Raw genomic sequence first — 18134 nt, 5'->3', positions numbered from 1 at the left:
AGAAAAAAATTAAAAAAGAATCACTAATTTTAACACTCAAATAAAACGATTTTTGGCACTTCATTTACACTGCTCACTTTCATCCGGCACGGGTGGTTCACTTTAACCGAATTTTCCAATATAAACGGCACCTTTGGTTTTGGTCTGTGTTATTTGGATTTTCCCATCTTTGATATTGGACCATTTAAGTCGTTTAATATCCGAGAATCTTAACCCTGTGTAACATCCAAACAAGAATGAATTCTTGACCTCATCATCAAAAAAATCTGTGTTTATAATCTCTTGTACTTCTTCCTTGATTAGATAAACCATTTCGTTTTCTTCTTTCTTTAGTTTATCTATGTAATTGAATGGATTTACTAGTATTATTTTTTGCTTTACAGCTTGGTTTAAGGCCGTACTAACCTTTTGTAGATAAGTTCTAACAGAATTTTGAGAAAGGTCACTAGACAAGAGGTATTCACTGAATTTTTCCAACCAATTTTCGGTTACATCCTCAAACCTCAACTTTTTACCATGAAAGTCAATGATGTGTTTTAATGTATTATCCCAAGCAATTTTGGTATTAGGACTTTTCTTTTTTGCTTGTTCCTCAAAAAAGTTAATAAAACTAGCTTTTTTCAGTTCTCTAGATATTAATCCAGTGGACTTATTGGCTAACTCTATCTCCAAATCGGCCTTTATCTTATCTACAACCCTTTTCTTTTGTTCTCGTTGTTCTTTAGTGTCCGATGGTAAGAATTCAACATCTGAAATGGTTTCTCTAATTCTCTTACCGTTGTGATAAAAATCTAACTGGAATCTATACGAACTATTCTTTTTGGATGTCCCAGAGTTCTTTGAATACTTTTTACGAAGGTTTACTGCCATATATATTATCTTACAGATAAATATAATGGAAAATGTTGACTCTTGACAATATGGTGACTATAAACTTAGAGTAAGTTTTTAGAACATGGCTAGTGCTTTTCGTAGGATGCGTTGTTGAGCTGTTATCTTATATTATATTGTGCCTCAATCCATTTCTTTTGATAATCATCAACTATATATTCTTTTACTTTAGATTTAATAATTTCATTTGTTCTTATTTTTTCAGAATTTAATAAACTACATAAAACTAAAAACTTAGATAAAGGATACCTTTTTTGTTTGTGAGTTGGAAATAGATACAAATGAATTCTACTAGGTAAATTTTCAAAGCTTGAAAAACTGAGTAGCTGGCTTGAAAGTGAAACTATTTGAGGAATGCCTGTTGATATTTGTTGTTTTAAGATAGTCGTAACTTTTGAAGGGTTTATCATATAAGCTCGAGATAAGCTTGCTGTTACTTGTCTTCTCAAAAAAGGTTCAGATTTCCAAATATTTTCATAATCTTTAATAAATCTCAAAAGTGAATCTGGATGTTCGTATTTTGATTTAAACCAAATTAAACAATAAAAATCAAAAGGATTTTTTCTTCTTTGGCTTATAGATTTTATTTCTATTTCAAATGTTCTTAAAAACTCAAGTGAACTTTCATTGTCAGGGATGTCCCAGTCAGTAACTAACTTACAAACTTGGAATAAAGAAATGTCATCATAAACATTTAAGTTTTTAATAATATTAATAACAGTATCGGATGTTTTCTTTTTGTAACCTAATTCCGAAAGGTAAATCAGCAAATTACCTCTAATTCCAGGTCTTTCATTATATAGTAAAGCAACTTCGGATAGCAATTTTTCAGATTTAAATTTTCCAAAAGCTGTAACATACCTTTTTGTAATTTTTTCTGAGTATTTAGCTTTTGTCTCTTTTAAGTGTTTCTTAAATTCTCTTTTTAATTCACTTGTTTTTAAATTGTATTTTGAAGTTCTTGGTTTTATATTGTAATCAATAGAGTCCAAGTATTTATTCTGATCTATTTGAAAATGAAATTCAGCTTTCTCAGAGTCATAGATATCTGTTTTTGCTAAGTTTAAAGCTAAACCTCTACTTTTAAGAACATCTGAAGATGAGCTAAGCATTTCAATGGCTTCTTGTCTTGAATTTACACCTATTACTACATCATCCATCCAACGAGTAAATGAATTATTTGTTTTCTCCTTTAAAATGGCATCAAACTCAAACAAGAATGAATGAGCCAGTAATCTAATACCTTCTAGGTTTGACGTTGGTAAACCTCTTCCAGTGTATTTTAGATAATCGGGATTCCATGAAATATTTTCAATTATTTTAAATAATAAATCTAGAAGAACTTCTTTATCATCAACAATATTAGAGATTTGATTTCTTAATACTGAAATATCAATTGAATCAAAGTAGTTAGACAAATCAGTTACAACCAGTAATTCTTTGCTTTCACTAAATTGGTAAATCAATTTTTGAAGTTTCTTCCATTGTTTTTGCCAATTAACTCCATATTCAGTATCTAAATCATGAGGATACTTCATATTATGTTTGTCCTGTGAGTAAAATGAGTTCTCAGACGGCATTTTACCTATAATTTCAGAGTTTAATTGTTCAGTTAAAACCTGTAAAACTAAAGCGTCTTGAGGTTGCGGAATAACAATATGTCTGCAAATCCCAAGTTTTTTTTCTAACCGATAAATTATAGGTTTAATTACTTGGTAGTTTCCATTGAGAATTTCAGTTCTAATTGCTAATGCACGTTCATCAATGTTGTAATTAAAATCATAAAAATCGTATAAATCTTGAATGTCTAATTTTCGTAATTGGTTCTTAACTATACTTCTCCAAATATTTATAATTTCAAGTTTCCCAAAGACTTTGTCAAGTTCTGTTTTTCGTAGTTTATTAAATCTGTCTGTTAACATTAATTATTCTTTTCCTAATGTAAACCAGCGGCTCGTATATCCGTCAGTTGTCGGTTCGGTTTATTTTATTTTTTTGTTAATAATTGACCTTTATTTTGATTTTCTCTTTAGTTTAAGAATTTATTTTTTGTTGCGTTGTTGGCAACGTTTTTTAATCGATTAATTTTTCTCTATGTTTTTCTATCATATTTGCAATAGCATTATCCTCTTCTTCAATTAGTTTTAAATATTCAGGGAGATGCTTTTCGGTAATTACATCAATGTCAAAATACTTGCCACCATTATCTGTTATTGCAACTTGAAATTTTATATGATTACGATTTTTAATTTCTAATTCTTTTTTCTGTTTAACTGATAATAATTCTCCTTGTAATATTATTAAAGGGCGATAATAAAACCCTTTTATAAATTCATTCGTGTTTTTCTTGTCTTTATGTTCAGTCCTTTTAAATTGAATATATTGAAATAAGGAATTTATGCTATCGTGTTTTATGTCAGGATGCAAAGCAATCCATCCATTATTAAATTCTTTAATTAGTTTTTGAACTTTGGTAAAACTGCAATATTGAGAGGAATACACAAATGTTTTTTTAGATTTTAACTCACTTTGTGTCCAAGATAGGATACTCCAAAAATTCTCATTAAGTATAGTGAAATTAAGAGCCGCAATTCGGCTGGGTAAAGGTCTTATATTCTCAAAAAATACGATGGGTTCTTTATTATTCATACACTCGATAAGTAGAGTAGAATCAATATTATCCACTTGCGGAGAATAATAATTGAGATACTTATATCCAACAACATCGATTTCTCTTTCTATATCGGTTTTTAAATCTTTAAATCTTGAATTAGGAATTGTTGACCAATTGTTTTCTATCAAAATTTGATTAACTCTATCTTCAAGGAGGTACCCTGAATTTAAAAGAGCTTTTTTTATCTGTTCTTTTGTTATTCCCATTGAGTTTTAATGTTGATTAACGTCTCGATTGTGAGTAGTTGCTTGTTTCAGAAGTTGACTTTGTAAGTCACATCAAACTGAAAATGTACTTGGATTTTCTGAAGTTGGTAAAAGTAAGGCAATTTCTTATTGTCTTTATTGGCATAAGTTTATTATAAATTCTTTTTTATATTAAATCTTTCTCTGTTTTCAGGAAATTTATCAATCATAAAGAATATTTTACTATGTTTTTGATAATAATCATTTTTAGTAGCCAATACCCTCTTTTTAAAATCTTTCTCAAATCTTCGTTTATCGGGTCTAGAATTAAACTTTAATTTTTCATCCACCTGAACTTGTTTTACACGTTTCTTTAGACCTTCCTGTGATGTGTTCTCCTTTAAGTAGTTGGTATATACCTCTTTAAAGGTAGTTTCAGAATTGATAAACCTGTACGTTGATGGAAATTGACTATTTGCATTTTGTAATTTGTAAAATGCTTTGCTGATATTAAAAGAATCTAAAAACTCTTTGTAAAATTCGTTATATCGGATTAATATATCTTCTGAATTAATTTTATCAAATGAACCGATAAAACCCCAGAAGGGGGCTGGATTAGCTAATTTGATTAATTCCATTAAATATGCTCCTTTACATACAGCTAATGTTAAAAATAAGTTATTTCCAATAATAGAATTAATAGTGATGAGATTTTTATATAACTCAATCCATTCGATAAATTCATTTGATACTAAACTTAGTCCACTCTTATTACCATGAATTTCAAAATGAATAATAGGGTAAACACTATTGTTTTTACATTCATTTTTAATTTTTTTTAACGATTCAAAGAATTGAATTCTGTTTTTAACCTGAATTAGTTCAGCTTTAAATGGGGCTCCTAATTGTATTTCTTTCCATCTCAATAGATCATCATAAAGTTCTTTACCAGTTTCTTTCTCTTCGGTAGAATCAAGGGATTCAATTACAAATATTTTATTAAAATTTATTGAACTGATTTCTGTCATTAATTTATGTTAATTAGGGGGTACACGTAATTCTTTAATTTGTACTACATAGTTACATCCTCAAATATAAAGAAAATTCTTATTACGATTCAAAATTCCTACATTCAATTGAATAAGAAAATTAGGAGTGACCATTTCGTGACCAAAAAGTGACTATTATCTGCTACCATCTGCAAACAAAAAAGGATTCACCGTTAAGTAAATCCTTTTAATTTATAATGAGACACTGAAACAAGTTCAGTGTGACAGTTCTTTATTTGGTATTATAAAACCTCTACTAAAAGGCCTTCGTTATTTTTTAAAACCTGTGCTACCTTCTTGCTAGTCAATCCTTTAATGGTTTTGTCCCATTTCTTGTTGCTTAGTCCAGACTGTCCTTTAAGGGTGTTTAGTTCAATAGGAGAGTTGGCTTTAAGGAGGTTAAATACCGCTTTTTCGTCCTCGCTCAATTCTACTTGCTTTTTCTCTGGTCTCATTTGCGGGAAGAACAAAACTTCTTGAATGGATTGGTTGTTTGTTAAAAACATGATTAATCGATCCATTCCAATTCCCATACCAGAGGTAGGAGGCATACCGTATTCTAAGGCCCTTAAGAAGTCAAAATCTATAAATTCGGTTGCTTCGTCATCACCTTTCGCTGCTAGTTTAAGTTGGTGCTCAAAACGTTCGCGTTGGTCTATGGGGTCGTTAAGCTCGCTATAGGCATTGGCAATTTCTTTACCGCATACCATAAGTTCAAATCGCTCGGTTAACTCTGGATTGTCCCTGTGCTCTTTACAGAGGGGGCTCATCTCTTTAGGATAGTCGGTTATAAATGTAGGCTGGATGTAGTTGCCTTCACATTTTTCACCAAAGATTTCATCAATAAGCTTGCCTTTACCCATGGTGTTGTCTACTTCAATACCCATATCCTTAGCAGCTTGTCTAATTTCGTCTTCCGATTTGCCAGTAATATCAAAGCCTGTAAAATGCTTTATGGAATCGGTCATGGTTACCCGGGCGTAAGGTGCTTTAAAGTCTATTTCATTATCGCCAAAAGTAGCTTTTGTAGTTCCGTTTACTGCAATAGCACAATGCTCTAATAGCTTCTCACAAAAAGCCATCATCCAATTGTAATCTTTGTAAGCCACATATATTTCCATAGCGGTAAACTCTGGATTATGGGTGCGATCCATCCCTTCGTTTCGGAAGTTTTTAGAGAACTCGTATACACCGTCAAAACCACCAACGATTAAACGTTTTAAGTAAAGCTCGTTAGCTATTCGCATATACAAAGGAATGTCCAGCGAGTTGTGGTGTGTTATAAACGGACGAGCAGCAGCACCACCAGGAATGGGCTGTAAAACAGGGGTTTCTACTTCAAAATAGCCAGCATTGTTAAAAAAGCTGCGCATCGCGTTAAACAACTTGGTGCGCTTTACAAATACATCTTTAACATGGGGATTTACTACCAAATCGGCATAACGTTGTCTGTAACGTTGTTCTGGATCGGTAAAAGCATCGTAAACAATGCCGTCTTTTTCTTTGGGTAGGGGAAGGGGTTTTAAAGCCTTACTAAGTAAGGTAAAATCCTTAACCATAACGGTCTTTTCGCCAACCTTTGTAGTAAACAATTCGCCTTCAATACCAATAAAATCACCAAAATCGATCAGCTTTTTAAAGACGTCGTTGTATTTCGTTTTATCCTCTCCGGGACAAATTTCGTCACGGTTAAAATAAACTTGTATTTTTCCTTCGGCATCTTGTAACTGTGCAAACGACGCTTTTCCTTGCACTTTTATCATCATTAATCTACCGGCAATAACCACTTTTTTACCTTCTTCAAATCCTTCCTTAATTTGTTTTGAAGTATGGTTTACCGGGTATAAATCGGCCGGATAAGGGTTAATGCCTAATGCGCGTAGTTTTGATAACTTTTCTCTTCTTACTAATTCTTGTTCTGAAAGCTGCATGCTAATTAAATTTGAATACTGTCTTTTTTTGACAGATGTGTGCAAAATTACACTATTTTCAAAAAACCAGCATACAACTCTTTAGTAGATTTTTATTTTAAGGCAAAATCAGTTTTTAGTTAGCTTTTTGGTGCCTCTGGTTTTAAAACCTCACCTTTAATCCTTAATGTTTTACTGCTTTCGGAAGCATTGGAAATAATAGTTATCGTTTTTTTGAAAATACCAATTCGGTTGGTGGCATACTTAATTTTAATTTCACTGGAATCTCCCGGTAAAATAGGTGTTTTGGCATACGATGGTACGGTGCAGCCGCAAGAGGTTTTTACGTTGGTGATTACAATGGGTGCTTTACCTGTATTGGTGAATTTAAAGGTGCGTTCGCCATTGGCATTTTGCTGAATGGTGCCATAATCAATTTCTTCTGTTTCAAATGATAAAACCCCTGCTTTTATGTTTTTAGTAGTAGTGCTTGCTTGTTGCGAAAAGCTTGATGTGTAAACTAATAAGCAGAAAATTAATAAGAATTTGGATTGTAATGTTTTAAAATTGTACGTTGAAAAAGTCATAATGTTTCGTGTTATTGTTTATAATGAAACAAACATCATAAAAACATTAACATAAATTGAGCAATTGGAGGTTGAAATGGGTACTAGTACCTAGGTTGATTTTTCTTATTAACCATTAAACAGCGACTTTATTTCGCTTCTTGACTGTACATCCAGTTTTTTGTAGATATTATTAACATGTGTTTTTACAGTACTTAGACTAACAAAAAGGGTGTCGGCAATCTCTTTATTTGTTTTTTCTTCCAACAACAGGTTTAGGATGTTTTGTTCTTGTTTGGTTAGTTGCTTTTTCCCTGTTGTAATGTTATTGTTTTGGATTTTTTTACGGGATTGCCAAAGCCAGAAGTTAGCAGTAATAGAGGTAAACAATACAAGGTATATTAAATAGTTCCAATTAAAATAGGAAGGGTTTGCGCTGCTAATAATAAACTTATCAGAATTAAGTTCGGCATTGTATTGTTTTGTATAGGATGAATTGGGGTAGTGCCTGTTTAAATGGTCTAATAAATTATCGTAATACACATTCTTTTTAAGATCCTCCAGATAGTGCTCATGGAAGTCATTTCGCCTATCTGATAAAAACGAATAGATGTAAAGTTCAGCTAGGGGTTCGTTAAGCTGTTCGCCGTAGTCCTGTAATGTTTTAAACCATTTTTTATTGTTAAGCTTCCTGTTTGCCTCACTTCTAAACTCGCTAAAAGCAAATTTCATTTCTTCTTTAAGGGAATCTATTTTAATAAAAGCAGTCGATTTTTCGTTTGTAGATTTTATATCACAAAACATTTGTTGGTTAAAAGAAAACGGAAATTGAATGGAGTCATTGTTTTTTGCAATAAAAATAACCGCTTTGCTATTGTCGCAATGACCGTCAAAATGGTTTTGGTCTTCTTCAAAACAGTTGTCAACATGAATTCTGTAAATTCTGTTTTTAGTCTCTAATTGATCGCCGGTAAACTCAAAATAGCCAAGACTATCGGTTGTCACTTTTGCTATAATTTGCTCAAAATAGATACCCGAAACTTGTCTGTAATCTTTAATTATGGAGAGGTAAACATTATTGTGCCATTGCCTGTTGTCTACATGTCCTGAAAAGCTATATTGCGCCCTAGCGACGAATGAAATTAGTGTGAAAAATATTAAAAACAAAAATCGAATCATGTTACTAAACTACTATATTTTATTCTTTAGTAAAAGCTTAAAGTCTTGTAATTTTGGTTATTGGTTATTGGTTATTGGTTATTGGTTGTTGGTTGTTGGTTGTTGGTTGTTGGTTAATGGTTAATGGTTGTTGGTTAATGGTTGTTGGTTGGTTAATGATTAATTGTACCATGGTATAGAACTGTTAACTTTTAACAATTAACAAAAGCATGCCTGTACTGTTCGGGCGTGAAATGTCATTGCGATTCAGTGTAGTTTGGTTAAAAAATGATAGTGTCTAATATTGCAGATTATCTTTGTAACGAAAGTTGCGATTAAACGTCAAATAGCTACATCAATCATTAAACACACTGTTTTATAGTGTTGTAAAAAATCGTATTATGAGTTTTTGGAGAGTTTTATTATCCATTATTTGTCCGCCACTGGCTGTTATCGATAAGGGCTGTGGTTCTATATTTATTGTTTTTTTGTTATGGCTCTGTGGTTGGGTGCCAGGGGTTATTGCAGCACTGGTTATTCTCAACAACCCCAATAGGTAGGCTTTAAAAAAAGTCGTAATTTTGCAGTCTATGAATAAGCAAATAGCACTGCAAGATTTAGGGCTCAAAGACTATAAGGAGACTTGGGATTATCAGGAAACTTTGTTTAAGGGAATTGTTGATACCAAAATTAAGAACAGACGAGAAGAGGCCTGCTTAAAGACCAACAATTATTTTTTATTTGTAGAGCATCCGCATGTTTACACTTTGGGTAAGAGTGGCGATTTTTCCAATTTGCTTTTAAACGAAACACAGCTCACCGAAAAAGGAGCTACATTCTATAAGATTAACCGTGGAGGTGACATTACTTATCATGGCCCAGGTCAAGTTGTTGGGTATCCTATATTGGATTTAGAAAATTTTTTTACAGACATCCACAAGTACTTGCGTTTTTTAGAGGAGATGATCATTTTAACCTTGTTGGATTATGGGCTAAAAGCAGAAAGAAGTGATGGTGAGACGGGCGTATGGTTGGATGTAGGTACACCATTTGCACGTAAAATCTGTGCTATGGGTGTACGTGCCAGTCGTTGGGTTACAATGCATGGTTTTGCGCTTAACGTAAATGCCGATTTAGGGTACTTCGATAACATTATACCGTGTGGTATTAGAGGGAAAGCGGTAACCTCGTTAAATGTAGAGCTCGGTGTAAAGGAAGTTCCAGTACACGAAGTGAAGCAAAGGCTCTTAAAGCATTTCCAAACACTTTTTGAAGCTGAATTTTTTGATTATGCCGAATTAGCTAAGTAAAGGTTTATTCAGTATATAATTCTACCGGAGGTCTAAATTTAACCCCTTTACTTAATAGTTTAATAAGGTGTTTGTCCAATTTCTTTTTAAAACGTTCCCAAGACCAATTCGATTTTGTAGACCAAGCTTTTTCGGAAAGGGCCAATGCTCTAGGGTAGGTCATGTAAAAAGCGCGTTCGATATTGGGTACATATTCCCCCCAAACACAGCCTTGCACCCCTTTAATAAATTGATTGTCATTTTCTGCGAGTCCGCGAACCGGATCAAATTCGTAAGCCTTTTTTAAGTTTAATACAGACATCCATTTTACGTTTGGTATATCGCCTTTAGATTGTGGATAATCAAAGTAAGTATTGCGACCATAAGAATTAATCATTTGTAATCCCTTGGACTTAATCTCTTGCGTTTTAATATCGGGATCTTCATTACGCCATAAAAATACAGTGCTGTTTTTTGGGTAACTTTCTACATCACTTTCATACCAAAGAAGCGGGGCTTTGTTAAACTTAACGAGTATTTCGTTTATTTGGCTAAAAAAATGCGCCATTAATTTTTCTTCATTGTTTAAGTCGTTTTTTTGCATGGTAAGTTGGCAATGCGAACATTCTCTCCAGCGATCTAATGGTGCTTCATCACCTCCTAAATGTAGTTTTGAATTTGGAAAGATATTGGCAACTTCACTAATAACATCTTCATAGAATTGGTAAACTTCGGGTTTGCCCGCGCATAGTAATTCTTTTGAGACCCCAGGTATTGTGCTTACTTCAAACTTGCGAGGAAAACATGCTAAATCCGGATATGCTGAAAGAATGGACATGCCATGTCCTGGCATGTCTATTTCTGGAATAATTTCTACATGTTTGGATTTGGCGTAGGTAACTATGGCCTTTAAATCATTCTGGGTGTAAAAACCTCCGCGGGGTATGCCGTTGCCATTGGTCTCTTTTCTAACGGAACCTATTTTTGTTAATAAAGGATACTTTTTTATTTCTATGCGCCAACCATGATCGTCGGTAAGGTGTAGGTGTAAGTAATTGAACTTGTATGAAGCCATGGCATCAATATACTTTTTTATAGCTTCTACGGGTAAAAAATGACGGGCAGGATCAAGCATTAGTGCACGGTATTCGAACCTTGGACTGTCAACAATGGATAGAAAGGGTAAGTGGTTATTGGGTTTGTTTTCTATCGCAACAGGGAAAAGTTGGGCTAAGGTTTGTATGCCGTAAAATATGCCTGCCCTATTGGAGGCTTGTAAATGAATGCCTTCGTTGTTTATTTCCAGTTTATAACCTTCGCTGTTTCTTATGTTGCGATTTCGGCTAATAGTGATGCCGTTAGTTGCATTGGTTTTTGCTTTGCTAATAGAAACTTCAATATCGGTTTCTTTCTTTATTAGCTGTTTTAATAATTGTGCTTCTGGTTCTGCTTCTATAAAATTAGGATCTAAAGCGAGTGTATGGTCTTTTTGGATTATAAAATACCCATTTGTTGTTTCTAGCTGTAGTGGTTGTGGAATAATTTTAAGATCACTGGATTGTGCGTTTAATAAAGTGTAACCTAGCAAACATGCACTGTATACTAAGTATTTTAAAAGCTTCATAAGTTGTAAGATTTATTTTGTGGTTTGATGAGTAGCTAAACTATAAAATAAAATCTTATAAAATAAATATAGAGAAGAAGGAATGTTACTTTCTATATAAAAAGTAGTTGTTAACTAGCTCAATGTAGGTACGCTTAGCTTCGTCTTCGCTAATGTCTTTTACTTGAAATAAAGCATTGGTTTTAAAAGCATTAATGATTTTCTTTTTGCTACGGGGTTTACCGTAGTCGTTAGTGGCCTTTTTGTAATAGGCGTACAGTTTTAGAAGGGTATCGGCCGGAAAAGGATCCTTGTGGGCATTTACTCTGGCTACGGCTTCCTGAAATTTAATATCTAGGTCTGTATCACTCATTGGTCTCTGCAATAATACTCTCTCCACCACGAACTTTTTGGTTAAGCTGAACTTTTACATTCGTATCCAAAGGTAAAAATAAATCAACTCTCGATCCAAATTTTATAAAACCAGAATCAGTTCCTTGAATAACTTTGTCGTCCACTTTTGCATAGTTTACTATACGTTTGGCAAGTGCGCCTGCAATTTGTCGGTATAGTACTTTTCCATAGGTTTCGTTTTCTACAACAACAGTTGTCCGCTCGTTTTCTTCACTTGCTTTGGGGTGCCAGGCAACAAGATATTTGCCAGGATGGTATTTACTGAATATTACGTTGCCTCCAATGGGATAACGTGTTACATGAACATTTATAGGTGACATAAAAACGCTTATTTGAAGGCGCTTTTCATTAAAAAATTCTGATTCAAAAACTTCTTCAATAACAACAACTTTGCCGTCTACCGGTGCCATTACTTGTCGGTTGTTTATTGCGGTTTTACGCTTGGGATTTCTAAAAAACTGAAGGATAAGAACAAGAAAAACCAATAATGCGATCATTATTGTTGTTTGGAGCCATTTTATGGAAATAAAACTATCGACCAATAAAAAGGACGCTATAACAAAAATGAAAGTAATTAATATAATCTTATGGCCTTCTTTATGAAACATATTGTAGTATTCTTAAAAATAAATATATAAAAGGTGCTGCAAAGATAATGCTATCCAAACGATCCAGTAATCCGCCATGGCCAGGCATTATTACACCGCTATCTTTTACATTTGCTTGTCTTTTAAACTTCGATTCTATTAAATCGCCCAAGGTTCCAAATACACTAATAATAATACTTAAAACAAGCCAGGAAGTAAAGCTTAAAGTCTCCGTAAAGGTACTAATAAAATAGCTTGCAATACAGGAAAAAAACAAGCCTCCCAAAAAGCCTTCAACGGTTTTTTTAGGAGAGATCTTTGCAAAAAGTTTTTGCTTACCAAAGTTTTTACCAACTAAATAGGCAAAAGAGTCATTAACCCAAACTAAAACGAAAGATCCCAGTAATATATTAGGATTGTAAGTATTAGGGTAGTTTGCAATTAATATTAAAAATACAAAAGCACTTGACAGATAAAAAGTTGTTAGTAAAAAACGTTTTGAACTGAATAGTGGAATGGTTTTTTCTGAAAACAGGTCTTTTATCAAGAAAAGCTGAACAAAAATAGTCAGTACCATAAGTATTTGAGTGGCTTCATCTAACCCATTGGCCGTATTTAACACCAATTGCCAATATCCAAATACAGCATAAAGAATTATGAATATTATATAGGGAAAAAGACTTTTTAATTGGATAAGTTTTTTGAATTCGGCGATGCAAATCAGTCCGAAAACAAAAAAAAGGGCAATTAAGGCTTGTTCGTAATTAAGCGACAGTATTAATAACAAAACATATAATAGTCCTGAAATAGATCGTATAAGAATTTCTTTCATTCTATAGGTCTTCTAAAAGTAGCAGATAAAGGTTTTTAGCACTGCTTCCATAACTGAGAAAGTCTTTTTCGTCTTTCGATTTAAAATGCTTTATTGTTGTAATATTTGTGGGTATCTTTTCTTTGTTTTTAGATTTAATACCACGTAAGCCTTCTCCAATGTTTTCGACAATTTGGCTGGTAGTAGCAAATACTACAAAATTTACGGGGAGTTCGGTAAGTTTTTTTTCAAAAATCTGATTTGAGGAAATTAATAAGGATCCGTCGTTGGCAATTAGATTTTCACAGGTTGTTAAAAAAAAGACAGCCTCACTTGCCTTTTTGGTTATTTGTAAGTGCGCGTTTTTAAATTTGTCTTTTAAGTTACTGTCAATTAATAAGGCTTCCTTTTCTTCCCAGCTATTTTCGTTAAGTATGTTTTGTAAGTTTTGAAAGATTTCGTCTAAATTTTCACAATACAAAAATTTACCGCCATTAGCTTTAAAGTTTATGGTAAACCTTTCATCTATAGGTAGTTTTATTTCTGGCATGTATTTGCCCCTATCATCGGACTTTAGTTCTTCTTCTGAGCGCTCAGCTTTTGAACCGAAAATTTTTCTGAAAAGACTCATTTAATTAGCTGCTATTAACTCAATTCCCATTGGCGTTTATCAAATATAAAAAATCTTAAACTAACCAAGTGGTTAATTTAAGATTTTTACTAAAAGCTAGGCAAATATATTAAAATCTATTTATCTAGGGATTCTCTTTCTTCTTTTTCGAAAGCGCGCTTCCCAAATATCCGTTCCAGATTATCCTTGAAGATAACTTCTTTTTCAAGAAGTTCTTCTGCAAGTTCGGTGAGCTTATCTTTGTTTTCTTCCAGTAGTTTTATAGCCCTTTTATATTGCGTCTCAATAATATTAGAGATTTCCTTGTCTATTAACTCGGCTGTCTGCTCACTATAAGGTTTAGTAAAGCCATATTCACTTTGTCCGGAGTCGTAATAGGTTAGGTTTCCAATTTTATCGCTCAATCCATATATGGTAACCATAGCACGTGCTTGTTTTGTGACTTTTTCTAAGTCACTTAGGGCACCGGTAGATATCTTGTCGAAAATAACTTTTTCGGCAGCACGACCACCAAGGGCGGCACACATTTCGTCAAGCATTTGTTCCGGACGCACAATAAGGCGTTCTTCAGGCAGGTACCAAGCGGCACCTAAAGAGCGACCACGAGGCACGATAGTTACTTTTACTAGCGGCGCTGCATGTTCTAACATCCAACTAATTGTGGCATGTCCAGCTTCATGATAAGCAACTGCTTTTTTCTCGCTAGGGGTTATTATTTTATTTTTCTTTTCAAGCCCTCCAATAATTCTATCTACAGCGTCTAAGAAGTCTTGTTTGTCTACCTCTTTTTTACCGTTTCTAGCGGCAATTAGGGCTGCTTCATTACAAACATTAGCAATATCTGCTCCCGAAAAACCAGGGGTTTGTTTCGATAAGAAGTCGGTGTCTAGATCCTTAGACTTTTTAAGGGGTCTTAAATGCACTTCAAATATTTCCTTACGTTCTCTAATATCCGGTAAGTCAACATAAATCTGTCTGTCAAAACGACCGGCACGCATAAGTGCTTTGTCCAATATATCAGCTCTGTTGGTTGCAGCAAGAACAATAACATTGGCATTGGTGCCAAAACCATCCATTTCGGTTAATAACTGGTTTAAGGTGTTTTCACGTTCGTCGTTACTTCCAGACATGGCATTCTTTCCTCTCGCTCGTCCAATGGCATCAATTTCGTCTATGAAAATAATGGAAGGTGACTTTTCTTTGGCTTGTTTAAATAAATCGCGAACCCTTGAGGCACCAACGCCGACAAACATTTCCACAAAATCGGAACCTGATAAGGAGAAGAAGGGAACTTTAGCTTCGCCGGCAACAGCTCTGGCAAGCAAGGTTTTCCCCGTTCCTGGAGGACCTACCAACAAGGCGCCTTTAGGTATTTTACCTCCAAGTGTGGTGTATTTTTCAGGGAATTTAAGAAAGTCTACAATCTCTTGTACTTCTTCTTTAGCGCCTTCAAGTCCAGCTACATCCTTAAACGTAGTTTTAACTTCAGTATTTTGATCAAATAATTTTGCTTTCGATTTTCCAATATTGAATATTTGCCCTCCAGCACCTCCACCGGCTCCACCAGACATACGGCGCATAATGAAAATCCAAACACCAATTAGGAGTATAAAAGGTAATAAACCAATTAAAAAATCGCTTAACGTACTTTCTTCCCTGTCAAAGCTAAGTAGATCTTCTTTGCCTATAGCATCAAGATCATTTTCAAAATTTTGAAGATCTCCTATTTCGAAAGTGTAATTTGGTAACCTTGTAGCCGTAGGAATAAAGCTTGTTGGTTTCGATTTTTTATGAATTTCCTTTTCTTGGGCTTCACTGGTAAGATATACCTTCGCTAAATGCCTGTTTATCACAATAACTTTTTCTACATCACCGTCTTCAGCATATCTTAAAAATTCTGAAGGGGATATGGTATTGGCATCTTGATAGCTGCCACCCCCAAATAATTGAATTCCTAAGAAAAAAGCAATGAGTATACCGTAAATCCAGTATGGACTAAATTTAGGTTTCTTGTCTTTTATGTTCTTTTTGTCGTTTGCCATGTGTTTTTAGTAACTGGTTTCTATTGTTGTGGTTTTTGCATCACCCCAAAGACTTTCAATATCGTAATATTCCCTAACATGTTTTTGGAACACATGTACAACAACATTCACGTAGTCTATTAATACCCATTCGGCATTTTCCATGCCTTCGGTATGCCACGGGTTGTCCTTAAGTTCTTTGCTTACCTTTTTTTGAATTGAATTAACAATGGCGCTTACTTGCGTATTAGAAGTTCCTTCACAAATAATGAAATAGTCACAAACTGTATTGTCAATGCTTCTTAAATCTAATATGTTTATTTCTTTACCTTTTATATCTTCAATGCCACTAATAATTACAGATATTAGTGAATCTGCGTTTGTATTTTCTTTCGCCATTAAGTTTTTTTAATTTATGCAAAGTTATTATTTTTTTAGTTCTTTATACTTTAAAATAATCATAAGATTTTATACTGTTACAATAACACCATATGCATATCATCAAACTTAATGCCATCGACTCGACCAATAGCTATTTGCGGCAGCTTATTGTGACAGAGAATGTCGTGGATTTTACTGTGGTAATTGCCGAAAGTCAAACCAATGGTAGAGGGCAAATGGGAACCGTTTGGGAGTCGCAAGCAACTAAAAACCTTACTTTTAGTGTGTTTAAAGACCTAACGGGCCTGCAATTAGAGCATCCATTTTATATAAGTATTGTAACGTCGTTGGCTTTAATAAAAACGCTTAAATCGTTTTCTATTCCTAAGTTAAGCGTTAAATGGCCTAACGACATTTTGTCAGGGAATAAGAAAATTTGTGGTATTTTAATTGAAAATGTCATAAAACAAAATGTGTTATCAGCATCTGTCATCGGCATTGGATTAAATGTAAATCAAACGACATTCGATACCTTGCCTAATGCGTCATCCCTTAAAGAAATATCTGGGATTGTCTATGATCTCGATGAAGTGTCTTATGAAATTTTAAAGCATTTAAAGTATTATTTTAAAATACTAAAAAAGAAAAAATTTACAGTGTTGAAGAATGAATACGAGGCACATCTTTTTAGGAAAAATAAACCCTCAACGTTTAAAAATGCTGAGGGCTTGATGTTTTCTGGATTTATAAAGCATATTACCGATTCTGGAATGCTTCAAGTATTGTTGGAAGATGATATTGTAAAAGCCTTCGACTTAAAGGAAATTACATTAATGTATTAAATCACTTTTGGAATACCTGTAGCCAGTGTTTCGATGAACTTGGTGATGGGACCTTTTATCATCATGGCCATCATAGGGTTAAAATCGCCATTGAATTTGAGTTGCACTTCACTGGTTTTGGAATCTATTTCATTAATGGTTCCAGTAAGTGAAAAGTCTATTTTACCGCCTGCAGCACCCAATACAATTTTATTGGGAGGTATCACTTCTTTTCTCTTGAGTGTAATTTCGGGCATCCCTTTTAAGGCAAACAAAAAGGTGTCTTCACCAATAATTTCAAACTTACTAATGTTTTCGGGCATTAAGGATTCAAAATTTTTAACATCGGTTAAAAAATCAAAAACCTCTTGTGGCGATTTTGCAACGTTTACTTTTGGGGATTCTAAATTCATAATATATTTTGTAAAACAACATTAACTTATGTCCCATTCACTTGGGTTGGTATTCCACTCAGATAAAGCTTTTAATTCTTTTTCCGAAATGTAATTCGTTTCCAAAGCCTGTTCCAGCAAGTTTTCGTAATTACTTAATGTGTTTAAAATAATGTCTTCTTTTTTGAAGTTTTCGGTAGCAATATCAAAGCCATAGGTAAATATAGCTACCATGCCTTTTACATTTACGCCAGCTTCTTTTAGTGCTTTTACGGCATTAAGGCTACTTTTTCCTGTGCTAATTAAGTCTTCTACAACCACTACATTTTGTCCTTTCTCTACAAAACCTTCAATTTGGTTTTTACGACCGTGTCCTTTGGCTTCTGGTCTAACATAAATAAAAGGCAAGCCTAAGTATTCGGCAACCAACATGCCAATACCAATGGCTCCAGTAGCCACGCCGGCAATGACATCGGGTTTCCCAAATTGTTTTTCAATATGTTTACCCATGGCTTCGCGAACGTAATTGCGAATGGGAGGGAAAGACAAAATAATGCGGTTATCACAATAAATTGGGGATTTCCAGCCCGATGCCCAGGTAAAAGGATCTTTGGGGCTAAGTTTTATAGCATTAACTTGTAGTAAAACTTCAGCAGTTTTTTTGGCAGTATCTTTATTGAAAATCATAGGCGCAAAATTACATAAAAATAAATTTTTGAGCTGAACTTTCTACCAATAAAAATATTTTTTT

Annotated in this window: 19 protein-coding genes; 3 read left to right on the top strand and 16 right to left on the bottom strand. The window is 33.8% G+C overall.

The features are described 5' to 3' along the window. Positions 1–102: 102 nt before the first annotated feature. The 7 genes from JF259_RS08555 to JF259_RS08525 form a co-directional block, all read right to left on the bottom strand. Positions 103–870: a tyrosine-type recombinase/integrase gene (locus JF259_RS08555; RefSeq protein ID WP_199114901.1), complete on the bottom strand. Its 768-nt coding sequence runs from the start codon at positions 868–870 to the stop codon at positions 103–105. A 122-nt stretch (positions 871–992) separates the two neighbouring features. After that, on the bottom strand, positions 993–2813 hold the full coding sequence (locus JF259_RS08550; protein WP_199114900.1) for an RNA-directed DNA polymerase: 1821 nt from the start codon (positions 2811–2813) through the stop codon (positions 993–995). Positions 2814–2964: 151 nt separating this feature from the next. Next, on the bottom strand, positions 2965–3771 hold the full coding sequence (locus tag JF259_RS08545; RefSeq protein ID WP_199114899.1) for a hypothetical protein: 807 nt from the start codon (positions 3769–3771) through the stop codon (positions 2965–2967). A 152-nt stretch (positions 3772–3923) separates the two neighbouring features. Beyond that, entirely contained in the window at positions 3924–4778 is an 855-nt protein-coding gene (locus JF259_RS08540) for a hypothetical protein (RefSeq protein ID WP_199114898.1), read from the bottom strand. A gap of 263 nt (positions 4779–5041) precedes the next feature. After that, positions 5042–6730 (bottom strand): lysine--tRNA ligase, encoded by a 1689-nt coding sequence (gene lysS, locus JF259_RS08535; RefSeq protein WP_199114897.1) that lies wholly within the window; start codon positions 6728–6730, stop codon positions 5042–5044. A gap of 119 nt (positions 6731–6849) precedes the next feature. Next, complete coding sequence (locus tag JF259_RS08530) at positions 6850–7296, bottom strand: DUF1573 domain-containing protein (protein WP_199114896.1); 447 nt, start codon at positions 7294–7296, stop codon at positions 6850–6852. 108 nt (positions 7297–7404) lie between these two features. After that, positions 7405–8442, bottom strand: a complete 1038-nt coding sequence (locus JF259_RS08525) for a helix-turn-helix domain-containing protein (protein WP_233164174.1) — start codon at positions 8440–8442, stop codon at positions 7405–7407. Positions 8443–8834: 392 nt separating this feature from the next. Between JF259_RS08525 and JF259_RS08520 the strand changes: the two genes are divergently transcribed. Next, the gene (locus JF259_RS08520; protein ID WP_119029747.1) at positions 8835–8993 is read left to right on the top strand and encodes a YqaE/Pmp3 family membrane protein; all 159 of its coding nucleotides are present in this window, start codon (positions 8835–8837) and stop codon (positions 8991–8993) included. Between the two features lie 30 nt (positions 8994–9023). Next, the gene (gene lipB, locus JF259_RS08515) at positions 9024–9743 is read left to right on the top strand and encodes a lipoyl(octanoyl) transferase LipB (RefSeq protein WP_199114894.1); all 720 of its coding nucleotides are present in this window, start codon (positions 9024–9026) and stop codon (positions 9741–9743) included. Positions 9744–9747: 4 nt separating this feature from the next. On the opposite strand, the gene JF259_RS08510 is transcribed toward lipB, so the two are convergent. The 7 genes from JF259_RS08510 to rsfS form a co-directional block, all read right to left on the bottom strand. Next, positions 9748–11346 carry a beta-N-acetylhexosaminidase gene (locus JF259_RS08510; RefSeq protein WP_199114893.1) on the bottom strand — a complete coding sequence of 533 codons (1599 nt, stop codon included), beginning with the start codon at positions 11344–11346 and terminating at the stop codon, positions 9748–9750. A gap of 85 nt (positions 11347–11431) precedes the next feature. Beyond that, positions 11432–11698, bottom strand: coding sequence for an acyl-CoA-binding protein (locus tag JF259_RS08505; RefSeq protein ID WP_199114892.1), 267 nt, complete (start codon positions 11696–11698; stop codon positions 11432–11434). Further along, the gene (locus tag JF259_RS08500; RefSeq protein WP_199114891.1) at positions 11691–12347 is read right to left on the bottom strand and encodes a phosphatidylserine decarboxylase family protein; all 657 of its coding nucleotides are present in this window, start codon (positions 12345–12347) and stop codon (positions 11691–11693) included. Before JF259_RS08500 ends, JF259_RS08505 begins: the two co-directional genes overlap by 8 nt. Then, entirely contained in the window at positions 12337–13158 is an 822-nt protein-coding gene (locus tag JF259_RS08495; RefSeq protein WP_199114890.1) for a phosphatidate cytidylyltransferase, read from the bottom strand. Before JF259_RS08495 ends, JF259_RS08500 begins: the two co-directional genes overlap by 11 nt. A 1-nt stretch (position 13159) precedes the next feature. Next, on the bottom strand, positions 13160–13768 hold the full coding sequence (locus tag JF259_RS08490) for an LUD domain-containing protein (RefSeq protein ID WP_199114889.1): 609 nt from the start codon (positions 13766–13768) through the stop codon (positions 13160–13162). 116 nt (positions 13769–13884) lie between these two features. Next, positions 13885–15810: an ATP-dependent zinc metalloprotease FtsH gene (gene ftsH / locus JF259_RS08485; protein ID WP_199114888.1), complete on the bottom strand. Its 1926-nt coding sequence runs from the start codon at positions 15808–15810 to the stop codon at positions 13885–13887. Positions 15811–15816: 6 nt separating this feature from the next. Further along, a complete protein-coding gene (gene rsfS, locus JF259_RS08480; protein ID WP_199114887.1) occupies positions 15817–16188 on the bottom strand; it encodes a ribosome silencing factor in 372 nt (123 codons plus the stop codon). 92 nt (positions 16189–16280) lie between these two features. Here rsfS and JF259_RS08475 point away from each other — a divergent pair, with 92 nt between their 5' ends. Beyond that, the gene (locus JF259_RS08475; RefSeq protein WP_199114886.1) at positions 16281–17012 is read left to right on the top strand and encodes a biotin--[acetyl-CoA-carboxylase] ligase; all 732 of its coding nucleotides are present in this window, start codon (positions 16281–16283) and stop codon (positions 17010–17012) included. Here the strand turns inward: JF259_RS08475 and JF259_RS08470 are convergent. Next, positions 17009–17404 carry an SRPBCC family protein gene (locus tag JF259_RS08470; RefSeq protein ID WP_199114885.1) on the bottom strand — a complete coding sequence of 132 codons (396 nt, stop codon included), beginning with the start codon at positions 17402–17404 and terminating at the stop codon, positions 17009–17011. The genes JF259_RS08475 and JF259_RS08470 overlap by 4 nt on opposite strands. Positions 17405–17425: 21 nt before the next feature. Beyond that, complete coding sequence (pyrE, locus tag JF259_RS08465) at positions 17426–18070, bottom strand: orotate phosphoribosyltransferase (RefSeq protein ID WP_199114884.1); 645 nt, start codon at positions 18068–18070, stop codon at positions 17426–17428. Positions 18071–18134: the final 64 nt, after the last annotated feature.

The organism is Snuella sedimenti, from assembly GCF_016428595.1.
Classification (GTDB): Bacteria; Bacteroidota; Bacteroidia; order Flavobacteriales; family Flavobacteriaceae; genus Snuella; species Snuella sedimenti.
This window is presented reverse-complemented; position numbering and strand designations above follow the sequence as displayed.